General features: G+C 71.0%; 12 protein-coding genes. All 12 read left to right on the plus strand.

Translation table 11 applies throughout. The features are described 5' to 3' along the window. Positions 1–31 precede the first annotated feature (31 nt). The 12 genes from G6553_RS03170 (at position 32) to G6553_RS03225 (ending at position 14391) form a co-directional block, all read left to right on the plus strand. The gene (locus tag G6553_RS03170) at positions 32–316 is read left to right on the plus strand and encodes a hypothetical protein (RefSeq protein ID WP_041547548.1); all 285 of its coding nucleotides are present in this window, start codon (positions 32–34) and stop codon (positions 314–316) included. After that, positions 316–1182, plus strand: coding sequence for a hypothetical protein (locus G6553_RS03175; protein WP_166189116.1), 867 nt, complete (start codon positions 316–318; stop codon positions 1180–1182). The genes G6553_RS03170 and G6553_RS03175 overlap by 1 nt, the downstream gene beginning before the upstream one ends. Further along, positions 1182–1958: a hypothetical protein gene (locus G6553_RS03180; RefSeq protein WP_166189118.1), complete on the plus strand. Its 777-nt coding sequence runs from the start codon at positions 1182–1184 to the stop codon at positions 1956–1958. The genes G6553_RS03175 and G6553_RS03180 overlap by 1 nt, the downstream gene beginning before the upstream one ends. Then, entirely contained in the window at positions 1955–3925 is a 1971-nt protein-coding gene (locus G6553_RS21995) for a type IV secretion system protein (RefSeq protein WP_166189119.1), read from the plus strand. The genes G6553_RS03180 and G6553_RS21995 overlap by 4 nt, the downstream gene beginning before the upstream one ends. Positions 3926–3999: 74 nt before the next feature. Further along, entirely contained in the window at positions 4000–5505 is a 1506-nt protein-coding gene (locus G6553_RS03190) for an SCO6880 family protein (RefSeq protein ID WP_166189121.1), read from the plus strand. Next, positions 5505–7040 carry an ATP-binding protein gene (locus tag G6553_RS03195; protein ID WP_166189123.1) on the plus strand — a complete coding sequence of 512 codons (1536 nt, stop codon included), beginning with the start codon at positions 5505–5507 and terminating at the stop codon, positions 7038–7040. Before G6553_RS03190 ends, G6553_RS03195 begins: the two co-directional genes overlap by 1 nt. Before the next feature lie 28 nt (positions 7041–7068). Beyond that, a complete protein-coding gene (locus G6553_RS03200; RefSeq protein WP_166189125.1) occupies positions 7069–10221 on the plus strand; it encodes a peptidoglycan DD-metalloendopeptidase family protein in 3153 nt (1050 codons plus the stop codon). A 76-nt stretch (positions 10222–10297) separates the two neighbouring features. Next, positions 10298–10900 carry a hypothetical protein gene (locus G6553_RS03205; RefSeq protein WP_166189127.1) on the plus strand — a complete coding sequence of 201 codons (603 nt, stop codon included), beginning with the start codon at positions 10298–10300 and terminating at the stop codon, positions 10898–10900. Further along, positions 10897–12375: a TraM recognition domain-containing protein gene (locus tag G6553_RS03210; protein ID WP_166189128.1), complete on the plus strand. Its 1479-nt coding sequence runs from the start codon at positions 10897–10899 to the stop codon at positions 12373–12375. The genes G6553_RS03205 and G6553_RS03210 overlap by 4 nt, the downstream gene beginning before the upstream one ends. Further along, positions 12372–13073, plus strand: a complete 702-nt coding sequence (locus G6553_RS03215) for a hypothetical protein (RefSeq protein ID WP_166189130.1) — start codon at positions 12372–12374, stop codon at positions 13071–13073. Before G6553_RS03210 ends, G6553_RS03215 begins: the two co-directional genes overlap by 4 nt. Then, complete coding sequence (locus tag G6553_RS03220; protein WP_166189132.1) at positions 13070–13429, plus strand: hypothetical protein; 360 nt, start codon at positions 13070–13072, stop codon at positions 13427–13429. The genes G6553_RS03215 and G6553_RS03220 overlap by 4 nt, the downstream gene beginning before the upstream one ends. A 152-nt stretch (positions 13430–13581) precedes the next feature. Continuing rightward, positions 13582–14391, plus strand: coding sequence for a M48 family metalloprotease (locus G6553_RS03225; RefSeq protein ID WP_166189134.1), 810 nt, complete (start codon positions 13582–13584; stop codon positions 14389–14391). Positions 14392–14511 lie beyond the last annotated feature (120 nt).

Genomic DNA, 14511 nt, shown 5'->3' on the forward strand with positions numbered 1-14511 from the left:
AACCCAGAAAGGAAGTCTACCCATGGACGTCATGACCGCTCTCCTCCCGATGGCCGCCCAGGTCTGCCCAAAGGCGCCGCCGGGTGCCGTCGGACCCACCAACGAGATCACCAGCTACGTGCTGTGGGGCGTCATCGTCCTGTTCGGCCTCGGCATCGTGATCGCCATCGGCGCGATCATCGCCGGCCGCGTGTTCTCCCTGCCGCACGCCTCCAAGGTCGGGGTGATCTCGGTGGTGGTCGTGTTCGCCTGCGCGATCGCCTACCTGGTCCTGCCCGGCATGCTCAACGGGATCCTCGGCAAGGGCTGCATCTGATGCGGCGCGCAGCCACGAAGAAGGCCGAAGGCGCCACGGAGTGGGGCCGGCGCCGCCTGCTCGGAATCCTGGTCGCCGCCGTCGTCGTGGCTGCGCTCCTGCTCGGTGGCCTCGGCTACGCGGTCTACCTGGCCGTCGCCGGGATCGGCGAGGAAGCCAGCGCCAACACCGACGTCGCCACCGGCGAGACCGACCGCTCGACGGTGGCCCAGGGTGCCGTGCACCGCGACCAGGTAGCGGCCGAGCCGATGCTGGCCGTTCCCGAGAACGCCGCCTTCCCGGCCGAGACCACCAGCGCCAAGGCGCCCCTCATCAAGATCCCGGCTGGCACCGGTGTGAACGGACCGGCGTTCGTGATGACCGGGTTCCCGCACACCCCCGAGGGCGCGATCGGGCAGCTCGCGCAGATCGACCTCGCGGTGCTGCAGTCGATGAGCCTGACCACGGCCGCGGAGGTCTACAACGCCTGGGCCCTGCCCGGCGGGGTCCGCGCCGAGGAGTGGTGGATCACCGCCAGCGTCCAGGCCTTCTTGACCAGCACCGGAATGGGCGAGGTCAAGGACCCCAGCTCCTCGGTCTCCCTCGAGCCCGCCGCCGCGCTCGTGAAGGGCACCGACGGGCCCGACTGGACCACCGTCTGCGTGCTGATGAGGGTCACCGCCTCCTACAAGCAGGAAGGCCAGATCGCCTTCGCCCACTGCGAGCGCATGCAGTGGGTTGGCGGCCGCTGGATGGTCGCCCCCGGCGCCCCGCCCGCACCCGCCCCCGCGACCTGGCCCGGCACGCAGCTCGCCCACGAGGCCGGCTGGCGCACCTGGTCGACCGACGACACCACTGACCCTGACCACATCGAAGGGGACCACTGATGAAGAACCTGAGGACCGGCAACGACGACTTGCGGGCAACCCTGGTGCGCATCGGCATCCTGGTGGCGATCGCCTGCATGGTGGCCACCGTCGTCTGGCTCGGTGCTCGCACCCGGGCCGACGACGACTCCGGCGGCCCCGACACCACCGGCGGGGACAACTCGAGCCAGACGGTCGAGAACGCATCGGTCGAGCAGGTCGCACCGGACACCGCACCGGCCGACGGCGTCGTGATCCCGACCGGCGACGACCAGGTCGACGGCTACCCGACCGGATTCCCGGCCACCGACCTGGGCGCCGTGGCGCTGCAGGTCGAGCTGGCCAAGGCACAGCTCGGGTTCGACTACGACCAGGCCGTCACCGTCGCCCGCCTCTACGCCAACCCCGAGGACAAGGCCGTCTTCGAGGAGCGCTCCCGCGCCGCGGTCGCGCTGCGCCGCCAGCAGGCCGGCGTCGCGAAGGAGGGCGACGTGCCCGCCCCCGCGTCGTACGCCGTCACCCCGGTCGCCTACACCCTCGAGCAGCTCGACACCGGCTACTACGCGGTGAACCTGCTCAGCTACGTCACCCTCACCACCGCCGACGGCCAGGTCAAGGACAGCCTCTACGCCGGCACCCAGCTGATGCGGTGGCTCGACGGTGACTGGCGACTGGTCCAGGGCAGCGAAGCGGACATCGAGCACCTGGTCTCGGAGGGCCAGCCGCAGGCGGTGGCGCCCGGCACCCCCGAGTTCGAGAAGGCCGGCTGGATCCGGATCAACGGAGCTCCCCAGTGAACACCGTCATCACCGCCGTGCGCCGGGCGAGCCGACTCGGCATCGCCGCCCTGGCGCTCCTGGCGCTCACCACGCTCCTCGGAGCTGCCTCGACCCTCCAGCCTCCCGCCGCAGCGGCCAGCGAGCCGGCCGCCAGCACGGCGCACCTCGCTCTAGTCGCCCCGGTGGCGACCAGCGGCACCTTGCCGGCCCGCAACCTCAAGATGGGCTGCCCGGGGCCCGACGCCCTGTGCGACCTCGGCGGCGACGCCGTCGACTGCGCCAAGGACCCGATCGATTGCGGCAAGGACGCCGCCGGCGATGTGAAGGACGGTGCCGGCGACCTGCTCGACGGCGCGGGAGATCTGCTCCCCGACGGCTGCGGGATCCTCGACGCGATCTGCGGCAACATCGGCGGACTGCCCGGGCTTCCGGGCGTCCCTGGGCTGCCCGGGATCCCCGGTCTGCCGAACGTCGGTGACCTCTTCGGCGGCCGCATCCCCGGGCTGGGCGACATCCCCAACCCGTTCGAGGCCATCGGCGACGTCATCGCCAAGGCCGCGGCCGACGCCTGGACCGCGGCCATGCTCGCGATCTGGAACTCCGGCCTGTTCGTGCTGCGCATCGTGCTCACGTTCAGTGAGCTGTTCTTGACTCCGGACCTGAGCGCCGACGGCCCGGGCAAGGACGTCTACGCCTTCACCCTGTGGCTGGCGCTGGCCCTGGTGGTCATCTTGGCGATGATCCAGCTCGGCGCCGCGGCCTTCAAGCGCGAGGGCAAGAGCCTCGCCCGGGCCTTCATCGGGTCCGGCCAGTTCGTCTTGGTGTGCGCCTGCTGGTTCGGGTACTGCGTCATGATCATCGCGGCCTGCGGGGCGCTGACCAAGGCGCTGATGAAGTCGCTGCTCAAGGTGCAGACCTGGCCCGACTGGGACCCGCTGGGCGGACTCGGCATCGACGACATCACCGACGCCGGCGTGGCCACCGCTCTTGCCTTCCTCGGGATCTTCCTGTGGCTGGCCGCCATCGGGCACGTCCTGGTCTACCTGGCACGCGCGGCGTCCCTGCTGGTGCTCACCGCCACCGGGCCGCTCGCGGCCGCCGGCCTGGTCTCGGAGTTCACCCGCTCCTGGTTTTGGAAGTCGCTGCGCTGGTTCCACGCCGCGGCGTTCACCCCGGTGCTGATGGTGATGGTGCTGGGCATCGGCGTGCAGTTCGCCAACGGAGTCGCCGCCCACCTGGCCGAGGACACCGCCAAGGCGTTCGGCACCGCGCTGCCGGCCGTGATGACGATCCTGATCAGCGTCGTCGCCCCGCTGTCCCTGTTCAAGCTCCTGGCCTTCGTCGACCCCGGCACCCCCAGCGGCGCGTCGTTCCGCCAGGGCATGGCCATCCAGGGCGGCCTCCAGGGCCTGCTCAGCGGCGGCGGCGCAGGTGGCGGCCCGTCGGCTGCGTCGAGCACCGACGCCAACGGCCGCACCTCGGGCGAGCAGAGCGCCGAAGCCTCGACCGGCGACCGGTTCAGCAAGTCGACCCAGGGCGCCCTGGGCAGCTTCGGCCCGGTCGGCCAGGCCCTGTCGACCGGCATGGGCTGGATCAACTCCGCCGGCGCGAAGGCGACCTCGCTGATGTCGGACGAGACCAACCAGGCCGGTGTCGGCCAGAGCACCTACGGCCCCGACTTCAGCGGCCTGGGTGGACGGCAGTCCGGTGGCCAGTCCGGCGGCCAGGGCGGGACCCACCCCGGGTCGCAGAACGGCGACCAGAGCGACGAGGACTCGTCGATGCCGACCCCGCCCACGCCTCCTGCGCCGCCCACCCCGCCGACGCTGCCCACCGGCGGCGGACCCGGCGGCGGTTCAGGCGGCCAGGGCGGCGGAGGAGCTGACGCCGCTCCCAAGACCCCGGCCGCCGGCGGCGGGGGAGCAGCAGGAGGTGCCGGCGGCGCCGGCGCGGCAGCTGGCGGCATCCCACCGGTGGCGGTGTAACCGATGCGCCGACCGCCCCACCTCGAGCGCCGATCGACACCCACCGATCTCACTGACCAGAAGGGAAGCCGACGATGACCACCTACGCCGACTACCAGCGCGACCGCATCGGCTGGTTCTTCGGCCTCTCCGGAGGCCAGCTGATGTTCCTGGCGCTGGCCAGCCTGCCGGCGTTCTGGGCAATCAGCCGCGGAGCGTGGTTCTCCGCGTTTCTGTTCGCCCTGGTCTGGGTGTTCCTGCTGGCCATCACCGTGATCCCGGTGCGCGGCCGCTCGGCCACCGGCTGGGTGTTCGCCTCGACGATGTACGCCGTCGGCGGCCTGTTCGGCTGGACCTCGTTCCGCGCCAAGGCCACCCAGGGCCGCGGCGACGACCTCGACACCCCGGACCTGCCCGGGGTCCTCCAGGGCGTCCAGATCCACGACGGCCCGCCGCACGGCTCGCAGCTGCAGCGCGTAGCGATCATCGAGGACCACGCCATGAAGACCTGGGCGGTCACGGCCTCGATCGTGCACCCCGGCATCGGCATGAAGGACACCGAAGAGCGCGCCCGCTACGGCGAGGCGCTGGCCGGGCTGCTCGACGTCGCCGGTCGCACAGAGAAGGTCGACGAGATCCTCTTCATGGTGCGCACCGTCCCCGAGGACGGCGCCGAGCGCGACCTGTGGGTCAACCGCCACCGCCGCCCCAACGCCCCGGAGCTGTCGGAGGTCGTCAATAGCGACCTGGCCCACGGCCTGACCCAGGCATCGGTGCGCACCGAGCAGTTCGTGACGATCGTGATCCCGGAGACCCGGATCGCGAGGTCGGCCAAAGAGTCCGGGGGCGGCTTCGAGGGCCGCTGCCGCGAGCTCTACCTGCTCATGGCCGAGATCGAGGCCCAGCTGCGCGGCCCGATGGGGATGACGACGGTGCGCTGGCTCACCAGCCCCGAGCTCGCGCTGGCCTGCCGGACCGGATTCGCCCCCGGCGACCGCGCCGGCATCGTCGAGGCCCTCTCGCTCCGGGAGAAGGACCCGAGTGTCAACGCCGACGTCCCGTGGGCGATGGCCGGCCCCTCGGGTGCCGACGCCACGGTGCGGCACTACAGCCACGACGCCTGGAACTCGGTCAGCGCCACCATCAAGCTGCCGACCCGCGGCGTCGCGATGGGTGCCCTGGCACCGATCCTCACCCCCAGCGAGTTCGGTGAGCGGCGATCGTTCGTCGTCGCGTACCCGATCGTTTCCCAGACCAAGGCCGACCGGCAGTCCGGCAACGCCGAGTGGGCCGCCGACCTGGCCGAGGGGATGAACGAGAAGCTCGGCCGCAGGACCCGCGCCAAGCAGCGCGACGAAGCCCACAAGGCCCGCGGCCTGGACGCCAAGCTGGCCCGCGGCAACTCGCTGACCCGGCCCTACGGCGTGTGCACGGTCACCGTCCCCAAGTCGATGCGGAGCACCGAGTTCGGGCGCCGCCTGGACGCCTCGGTCCGACGCGCCGGGTTCGCACCGCTGCGCCTCGACCTCGCCCAGGACGTCGGGTTCGCCGCGTCCACCATCCCCCTCGGCACGAGCCTGACCCGGAGCGGAGACGCCTGATGACCACCACCCGCCGGAACCGCCGTGGCGGCCGCGACATGGCTGCCCTGCTCTCCGACTTCGGGCACGACCTGCCCACGATCCCCACGCTCGCCCCGGAGGCCAAGGAGCCCCGGCTCTTCCGCTACGCGCCGCGCCGCGGTGCCACCCGCCGCGGCCGAGGCTGGGCCGCCGCCACCGCTCCGGCGATGGCCTGGCGGATGACCAGCGACCAGGCCCCTGTGTTCTGGCCCTTCGTCTCCGCTCCCGCCCTGCCCCCGACGGGCGCCCAGATGGGCGTCGACCAGCTCTCCGGCGGCAGCTTCTACTGCGACCCGTTCGGTTGGGTGCTGCGCGACGACGTGCCCGCGACCAACCCCAACATCTTCCAGTTCGCCAAGCCGGGAAGTGGCAAGTCCGGCACCACCAAGGCGTTCTGCACCCGGATGATGCCGTTCGGCTACCGCACCCTGGTCACTGGCGACGTCAAGGACGAGTACGAGTCGCTGTGCCGCGCGCTCGGTGTCGACCCCTTCGTCATCGCCCCCGGCTTCTGGGCCCGGGTCAACCCGCTGTCCATGGGGCCGCTCGGCGACGGGTGGGAGAAGCTCTCGGCCGAGGAGGCGCAGCGCCGCGCCACGATCATCTTCAAGCGGTGGCTCGTCCTGGTCCGAGGCCTGGTCGGCAGCATGAAGATCGACGACGAGCGCCGGGTGCCGTTCGGCCCCGACGAGAGCGACGTCGTGCGCAACGCGCTGGCGATCCTCACCGGCTACGCCGCCGGCAACAGCGTCCTGCAGGAGACGACCATCCCGCGGCTGTGGGACCTGCTCCGTAACCCCACCGAGGAGCTCGTCCGGGCCTGCGAATACGCGAACACCCGCCAGTTCCTCGACGAGACCCGGCTGCTGCGCAACGCGCTCGGCGAGCTGGTCACCGGCACCCTCGCCGGCCTCTTCGACGACTTCACCAACATCGAGGTCGACTGGCGGGCCCCGATCCAGTCGTTCAGCCTCTCCCGGCTCGACGGCCTGGGCGATGAGGCCGTGGGCATCGCGCTGCTGTGCATGAACTCCTGGGGGCGTGGTCTGCGGGAAATCGCCGAGCCAGGCGACCTGCGCATCGTGGTGCGCGACGAGGTCTGGAAGCAGATGCGCCTCGGAACCGCCGCAGTGGCGAGCTTCGACGCCGACCTGCGGCTCTCACGCGGCATGGCCGGCAAGGGCGGCGACATCCAGTTCTGCAACCTCCACAAGCCCTCCGACCTGCTCTCGGTCGGCGACGCCGACTCCCAGGCCGCGATGATCGCCAAGGACCTCCTCGAGCTGGCCGACATCAAGATCCTCGGTGCCCAGAAGCCCCGTGTCGCCCGCGAGCTCGACTCCATGCTCGGGCTCGGCCCGATCGCCCAGGACCTCGTCTCCGGGTGGGCCATGCAGGACAAGGGCCGCGCCCTGTGGTGCATCGGCGACGCCACCTACAAGGTCCAGACGGTGCTCCACCCGCTGGAGAAGAAGCTCTACTACACCAACGAGGCCATCGAGTCCGCCGCCTGAGCGCGCGCGACCTCGGGACTGACCTGTCATGAAGAAGCTGCTGCTCGCGGGACTGCCCGTCCTGATCATCTTCATGGGGCTGCCGTTCCTCGTGACGCTGATGGTGGTGATGACGACCACCGCGGCCGCCGAGTGCCGCACCCAGAGCAGCCAAGGCACCGTGCCTACCGAGCTCGGTGACCTCGGAGCCATCGACGGCCCGGTGGGCGGCCCGGTCAACGACAAGATCACCATGGCGCAGGCCAACATCCCGCGCCGCTCCGGCCTCGACGGGTTCCGGGCCTCCATGCCCAAGGTCCTGTCCCAGAACCCCGAGTTCGTCACCCTCAACGAGGCCAGCGGCTGGAGCCTGGAGCAGATCGAAGCCGCCACGCCGGGCTACTCAGCCTTCCGGGTGGCAGCCCCGGCCGGCACCGGCACCGGCGCCGAGCAGGCCATGGGCAACGTCGTGCTCTGGAAGAGCTCGACCTGGACGAAGGTCAACGGCGGCCGGGTCCAGCTCGTCGACGACGACAAGACCTTCTACGACGGGCGGCCGGTCACGTGGGACCGCTTCGCGACATGGGTGATGCTGCGCCGCGCCGACGGCTCCGTGGTCTCGGTGGTCTCCACCCACCACATGACCAACCCGCACCGTTGGCCGAAGCAGCACGGCAACCCGCCGCTGACCCGGCCTCAGCAGTACGGCGCCGGAATGGACATCCTTCTGCAGTTGCGCAACTCGCTGGCCGCCCACGGTCCGGTGCTGATCGGCGGCGACATGAACACCCAGGCCTCCTACACCGACATCCCCTGGACGGCGGCCGCGAAGATGAAGGCCGCCGGCTACGGATGGCACAACCACGGAGTCGACTTCATCTTCTTCCCGCACCACCAGGGCGCCCGGGTCGTGCAGGGCTGGGACGGCACGATGGTGTCGGACCACCACTGGCTCTCGGCTCGCATCGCGATGAACGGCGCCGGCCCGGAGAGCGCGCCCGAGACCACCACCACCACCACGACCGACGCGATCGTGCCCGCGGCGACCACCGCCCGGACGTCCGCCGAGCCGCCGGCCGGCGACGTGCTCGCCCAGCTGATGCGCCTGCGGTTCGCGTCCAACTACCCGACCATGACCGCCGAGCAGGCCCGCAACGCGATCACCATCGCCCAGGTCGCCCGCGACCTCGAGATTCCCCGCTACGGGCTGCAGATCGCGATCGCCGCCGCGATCCAGGAGTCCAAGCTGGTCAACCTCACCGGAGGTGACCGCGACTCCGGCGGCCTGTTCCAGCAACGCCCCTCGGCCGGCTGGGGAAGCCGGGCCGAGATCACCAACCCCGTCCTCGCGGCCCGCGCGTTCTTCGGCCAGGCCCAGCACACCGGCAACCCCGGCCTCCTCGACATCCCCGGCTGGCAGAACATGCCGCTCACCCAGGCCGCGCAGGCCGTCCAGCGCTCGGGCTACCCCGACGCCTACGCCCAGTGGGAGGACGTCGCAGGCGACATCACCGATCTGCTCGGCGGCGACCTGCCGGACCTGCCCGACGACGGCTCCACCACGAACGTCGCCAACTGCCAGGGCGAGACCGTCAACCCCATCACCGTCGGCACCCTCAACCTGCTCGGCGCCGGCCACACCGACAAGCCGGGGGAGCGGCCCGGGTACGACACCTGGGACAAGCGACTGCCCGGCGCCATGCGCACGATTGAGAACGCCGGCGTCACGATCACCGGCCTCCAGGAGGTGCATGGCCCGCAGGCCCAAGCGCTGGAGAACCAGTACGCGGCCAAGTGGGGGATCTACCCGGCCAGCGGGAAGGCACAGAACCGGGTGATCTGGGACCGCAACGAGTGGGAGCAGACCGACGGGCGCCTCGTCGACATCCCGTACTTCGGCGGCAAGGACGTCGGCATGCCCCTGGTGCAGCTGACCTCGACGACCACCGGGCAGGTGATCTGGGTCTGGAGCATCCACAACCCGGCCAACACTCAAGGAAACGCCGCCGGGCACCGCCAGGAGGCGCTGCGCCGCCAGCTGGCCACGATGACCGAGCTCGCCGGCACCGGCACCCCTGCGGTGATCCTGGGCGACTTCAACGACGGCAAGGACGGCAACAACTCCTCGCACTGCGCACTGACCCCTGAGCTGAGCAACGCCTTCGGCGGCTCTGCCGACCCCTGCAAGAAGCCCAAGCAGGACGCGGCGATCGACCACGTCTACGGCGCCAACCTCACCTGGGCTAGCGCCGCGGTCGACACCAGCACCCAGGCCAGCAAGATCGCTGACCACCCGCTGGTGACCGCCACCACCGCCGGCAGCAGCGCCGGGTGCGCAGTCGACTCCGGCACCGCGGAGGCCAAGTACAACCTCGGCCCGGTCAAGCCGCAGCTGACCCAGCTGGTCAACATCCTCGGTCCCATGTTCGACATCAAGACCGTCGGCGGCTACCGCGAGAGCGCCACCGACCCCAACGGCCACCCGGCCGGGCTCGCGGCCGACTTCATGGTGCCGCTCAACGCGGCGGGCCGTGCGCAGGGCGACCGTCTCGCCGCCTACGCCAAGGCCAATGCCCAGAAGCTCGGCATCGACTACATCATCTGGTACCAGCGGATCTGGTCGGTCGCCCGCGCAGGCGAGGGCTGGCGGCCGATGGAGGACCGGGGGAGCACTACCGAGAACCACCTCGACCACGTGCACATCAACGTCAAGCCCGGCGCCTTGGTCCAGCCGGTCGGCCTCGAGGGCGCCTCCTGCGACGAGGTGGTCTACCCGGTGCCCGCGCAGTACATCGGCACCGACAACCACAACTGGCACGAGACCGGTCCCTTCTGGTCCAGGTGGCACACCGGCACCGACTTCTCCGCACCCTGCGGAACCACCGTCTACGCCGCCCACGCCGGCACCATCGAGATCGACACCACACAGCGTTCCTGGGCTGGGCCGCAGCTGGTCAAGGTCACCACCGGCCCCGGAGGCCTGACCACCTGGTACGCCCACATGCAGACCGTCAACGTCAGCCGCGGCCAGACCGTGGCCGCCGGCGAGCCGATCGGCCAGGTCGGCAAGGAGGGCAACGTCTCCGGCTGCCACCTCCACTTCGAGGTCCACCTCAAGAACGGCTCCATCTACGGCCCCGACAACGTCGACCCCTCGACCTGGCTCGCAGAGCACGCATCACGCCCGAGTCGCGCCGTGTGATCGCACCGGAGCCCTGAGCGCACATAGGTGACCAGCAAGCCCAACGACCCACGACCGCCTGGAGGTGGCCAGACCGATGCAGCGTGAGCGACGACGAGACCCCTACCCGTGGACCTGGGAGATCCCGGTAGCCGTGGTCCTGGCGACCCTGTTCGTCATCGTCATCGGCATCCAGCTCGGCCGATCAGTCGCCAACCTGCTCGCCGGCGCCGGATGGACCTGGCCCGACGCCAACGCCGGCGCGTTCCCCTCACCCATCGGCACCGCCTTCTGGACCAGCCTTCCCGGCGTGCTCGGCGGCCACGCCGACGCCGGGCTGCCCAGCCCGACCCCCGACGATCTGGCCGGCCGCGGCCTGGTCTGGGTCAGCCTCGCCCTGACCGAAGTCGCGCTGCTGACCGCGACCATCTGGCTCGGCGCGTGGGCCTACCAGCGCTGGGGCCCGGGCCGCATGCGCGGCATGGCGACCACAGCCGAGGCCGAGAAGCTGCTGGGCGTCACCCGGCTCCGCAAGGTCGCCGGCATCGTCCGCCCGGACCTCTACGGCAAGCACGTCGCGGCCACGCCGGCACCGGTCCAGCGCGCCGCCGGCGACCTCACCGAACAACCCGGCCCGCAGCTGAGCCACGGCCTCAGCCCGTGGCTCCTGGACGGCCGCCGAACGAAGGAAGAGCGATGAAGCTGAGGTTCGACCCCTGGGACGTGGGCTGGCACATCGGTGACGCGCATGAGCCGCGAGGCGGCGAGCTGTGGGTGCCGTGGGACCGCACCGCCGGCGTGATCGGACCGCAGGGATCCGGCAAGACCCTCGACCTGCTCACCCCTGCGCTGCTCGGCGCTCCGGGTGCCGCCCTGGTGACCTTGACGAAGGTCGAGGACCTCCTGCTCAGCCTCACCGAACGCTCTCGGGACGACCGGCCGTGCGTGGTGCTCGACCCCTTCGGCCTGGCCGAGGGCGTCATCGACGAGCTGATCTGGGATCCGATCGCCGGTTGCGTGGACCCCAAGGTGGCCGAGCGGCGCGCCAAGGCGTTCACCGCCGGCACCGTCAAGGGCGCTATCACCGGCGGCACCGGCGACGATGCTGCGCGGTTCTACGCCGCGGAGTCGGCGAAGGTGCTGCAGGGTTACTTCCACGCCGCGGCCCTGACCGGAAAGACCCTCGAGGACGTCCTGCAGTGGGTGGCCAACCCAACCGCCGCTACGCAGCCGATGGAGATCCTGCGTCGGCACCCGCACGCCGAGCCGTTCTGGCACGGTCTCCTGCACGGTGCGCTCAACGGCGACGACCGCACCGCCGGCAACACCGTCACCACGGTGCAGCAGGCGGTGTCTCTGTTCTTCCAAGCCGACATCCGCCGCCGCTGCATACCCAGCCACGGACGTCCCGCCACCGACCTGGCCGGCGTCATCCGGCGACGCGGCACCATCTACCTGCTCGGCAGGGAGGACCCCTACGCCTCGGCCAGCCCGCTGATGACCGCCGTGGCCGAGCACGTCTTGGACACCGGGCTGCTGCTGGCCAACAGTTCCCCGTGGGGCGGCCGGCTGTGCCCACCCTTGGTCTCGGTGCTCGACGAGCTGCCCTCGACCGCACCGCTGCCCACGCTGCGCACCCGGATGGCCAACGAACGCGCCCAGGGGCTGTCGTTCATCTGGGCTGCCCAGACCCGCCCCCAGTTGACCAGCATCTTCGGCGAGCACGAGGCCCGAGCACTGCTCGGCCTCACCAACGCCCTGGTGATGTTCGGCGGCTCCAAGGACGTCGCCTTCAACCAGGAGATCTCCGACCTCCTCGGAACCGTCCGCATCGGGCGGGTCACCCACTCCACCGGCGGAGCCAGTGGCGGTGGGCGCAACTTCTCCGGCGACGACATCCCGATCATGCGGCCCGAGGAAGTCCGGCAACTGCCCGAACGCCAAGCCTTGGTGATCGCCGAGAACGGCAAGCCGATCATCGCCAAGCTGCACCGCTGCGTCGAAGGCAAGGCCGGCGAACGACTGCTGGCCGACCAGCGGGCGCTGCGCGAGCGCCTCACCAACGACCGGCGCATGGTCATCACCCCCGAAGCTCGAGCCACCGCCGCGCTCGTCGAGGCACGCCGTCTCGGCTTCGTCGACGACGAGACCGACCACGCAAGGAGTGAACTGTGACCACCGAGCAACAGACCCGCCGGGCGGCACCCACGCTGATGGTCTTCCCGTTCCCCGTCCCCGGGGACCACGTCCGGCTCGCCTACCGCGAGCTCCACATCGCCATCAACGGCACCGAGGAGGAGAAGAAGGCCCTCGGCCACCACGCGCTGCTGTCGCGGCCCTGGGAGCCGGCGACCTGCCTGGACCCCGAGCTGCGTCACGACCTGTGGGAGTGGCTCGAGGACGTCGTGATCTGGCTCAACCGCGAGTACACCTGGGACGTCTCCGGGCTCATCCCCAGCTGCTGGCCCCTGCACCCGCACCTGGTCCACGAGATCGCCGTCCTGGCCGACCAGCGCCGGCGGGCCGGCCTGGCGATGACCAGCGACGCGCTCGAGGAGTGGCACCGCTACTCCCTGCCGGCGTTCACCGACCGCATGCGCAACCGGCTGCGGGCCCACTGCGACGACGAGCACAAGAGCTGGCCGGCCAAGCCGCGCCACAACGAGCACCTGGCCGACACCAGCCGCCAGCGCCGCGAGAACACGTTCGCCCACGACATCGACGCTCTGCCTGTCAACCGGCGGGAACACGAACAACCGCCGGCTGGTCCGCCGCGACTCGGCCTCGTCGACCTCGACACGGGCGAGATCCACGACGACGAGATGGGCGGCGCTCAGCCGCGCACCCGAACGGAGAAGGGACCCCGCGAATGATGCAGATCAACGAACGCTCCGAGGCCATCCGCCGAGCCCAGCGCGCCCTCAAGGCTCTCGGCGAGCATCCGCGCTCAAGCAAGAAGGAGCTCGGCCACGCGCGCGAACACGTCAACGCCTGCTACTCCCACGGCTCCGGCGAGTACGTGTGGAACGCGGTAGCGCAGGTCGAGGCGATGGCCGAGCGTCGCTACGGCGTACCGAGCACAGAGGAGCAGCGTCAGCTGGTCGAGGCGACCGAGGACCTCGAGGAGCCTGCGACAGCCGCCCGCGGCCGAGCAGCCGAGGACCGCGCAATCCCGGCGACGACGTCGTCGACCCCAGACGTGGAGCTCACGCCTACTCCATCGCGATGAAGTGGCCGCGACGGGCTCCAACGGGCCTCACAACGCCGCTGAGAGACGCTGAACCCCGCCTGGCGGGCGCTCTTGCCCCGTCCGGTTGTCAGGGAGCGATTTTGAGCGCTTTCGTCGCGGCCGACTCCCTGGCATAGATCGCGTCCGATCCCGTGGCCTCAGCGTTCCTCCTCATCGTGGCGATCGCCTACCTCGGCGGCGCCTTCTTGGTGAGCGCGGCGCTCGCGAAGGTGCTCTCGGCCTGGTCGACTAGCTGGCGCACGCGGAGCCACGCTGGACCGGTCGACGACGTACTGCAGAGCCAGGCCGCCGCCGCGATTGCGGCTGTCGCCGCTCTGGCGAACGTCCCGCCCCCGGCGACCGACGTCGTCGCCTACCTCGGTGCGCCCGCCGGAGACGACGCCCGCCCCGTGGGCGATGGTGGTCTGGCCGGGACCCGTTTCCGGGCCGGGCACCCCGCCACCGTGGTGTTCGCACAGGCCGCGCTCACCGGCCTCAGCCGCGTCGCGCTGCAAAGCCTGGCCGCTCACGAGCTCGCCCACGTCATCCGACGCGAGCGCTCCTCGACCGGGGCTCGCTACAGCTGGCTGGTCGGCTATCTGGCGCTGATGCTGGCCGGCGCCGGGATCACCGTTACGGCTCTCCTGGCCGCGCCCCAGCTGGCCGGGCCGGCGCTCCTCGCAACGATGAGCGCCGCCGTGGCGTTCCTCGGTCTCCGCGTCGCCTTCGACCGGCGCGAGGAGATCGCCGCCGACCTGTTCGCAGTAGGCCTGATTCGCGACCTCGGGGCGGCCGCCGAGCTGATGAGGTTCTACGAGGAGAACGTCGCGAAGCCCCTGCCCCCCGGTGGTCTCGGCCGAGCGTGGGCGCAGCTCGAGCGCCGCTGGTTCGCGACCCACCCGGACCCCCAGGCCCGGCTCTCAGCGATGCGTCGACACCTGGTCGACCAGCAGACTGACTAGCTTTCGACGCTTCTCTCGGCCGCGGCCAGGGACCGCGGCTCCGCGTTAGGTCAGCACTCCCTCGCGCGCCATCAGGCGGATGATCCTGGCCAGCAGCGCTGGCGGCTAGCCCAACTCTCG

This window comes from Nocardioides sp. IC4_145 (assembly GCF_011250565.1).
GTDB lineage: Bacteria > Actinomycetota > Actinomycetes > Propionibacteriales > Nocardioidaceae > Nocardioides.

Coding starts and splice junctions, on each gene's coding strand:
- G6553_RS03220 (WP_166189132.1), top strand. CDS start 13,070: ATGATGCAGATCAACGAACGCTCCGAGGCCATCCGCCGAGCCCAGCGC.
- G6553_RS03205 (WP_166189127.1), top strand. CDS start 10,298: ATGCAGCGTGAGCGACGACGAGACCCCTACCCGTGGACCTGGGAGATC.
- G6553_RS03175 (WP_166189116.1), top strand. CDS start 316: ATGCGGCGCGCAGCCACGAAGAAGGCCGAAGGCGCCACGGAGTGGGGC.
- G6553_RS03210 (WP_166189128.1), top strand. CDS start 10,897: ATGAAGCTGAGGTTCGACCCCTGGGACGTGGGCTGGCACATCGGTGAC.
- G6553_RS03190 (WP_166189121.1), top strand. CDS start 4,000: ATGACCACCTACGCCGACTACCAGCGCGACCGCATCGGCTGGTTCTTC.
- G6553_RS03180 (WP_166189118.1), top strand. CDS start 1,182: ATGAAGAACCTGAGGACCGGCAACGACGACTTGCGGGCAACCCTGGTG.
- G6553_RS03200 (WP_166189125.1), top strand. CDS start 7,069: ATGAAGAAGCTGCTGCTCGCGGGACTGCCCGTCCTGATCATCTTCATG.
- G6553_RS03170 (WP_041547548.1), top strand. CDS start 32: ATGACCGCTCTCCTCCCGATGGCCGCCCAGGTCTGCCCAAAGGCGCCG.
- G6553_RS03195 (WP_166189123.1), top strand. CDS start 5,505: ATGACCACCACCCGCCGGAACCGCCGTGGCGGCCGCGACATGGCTGCC.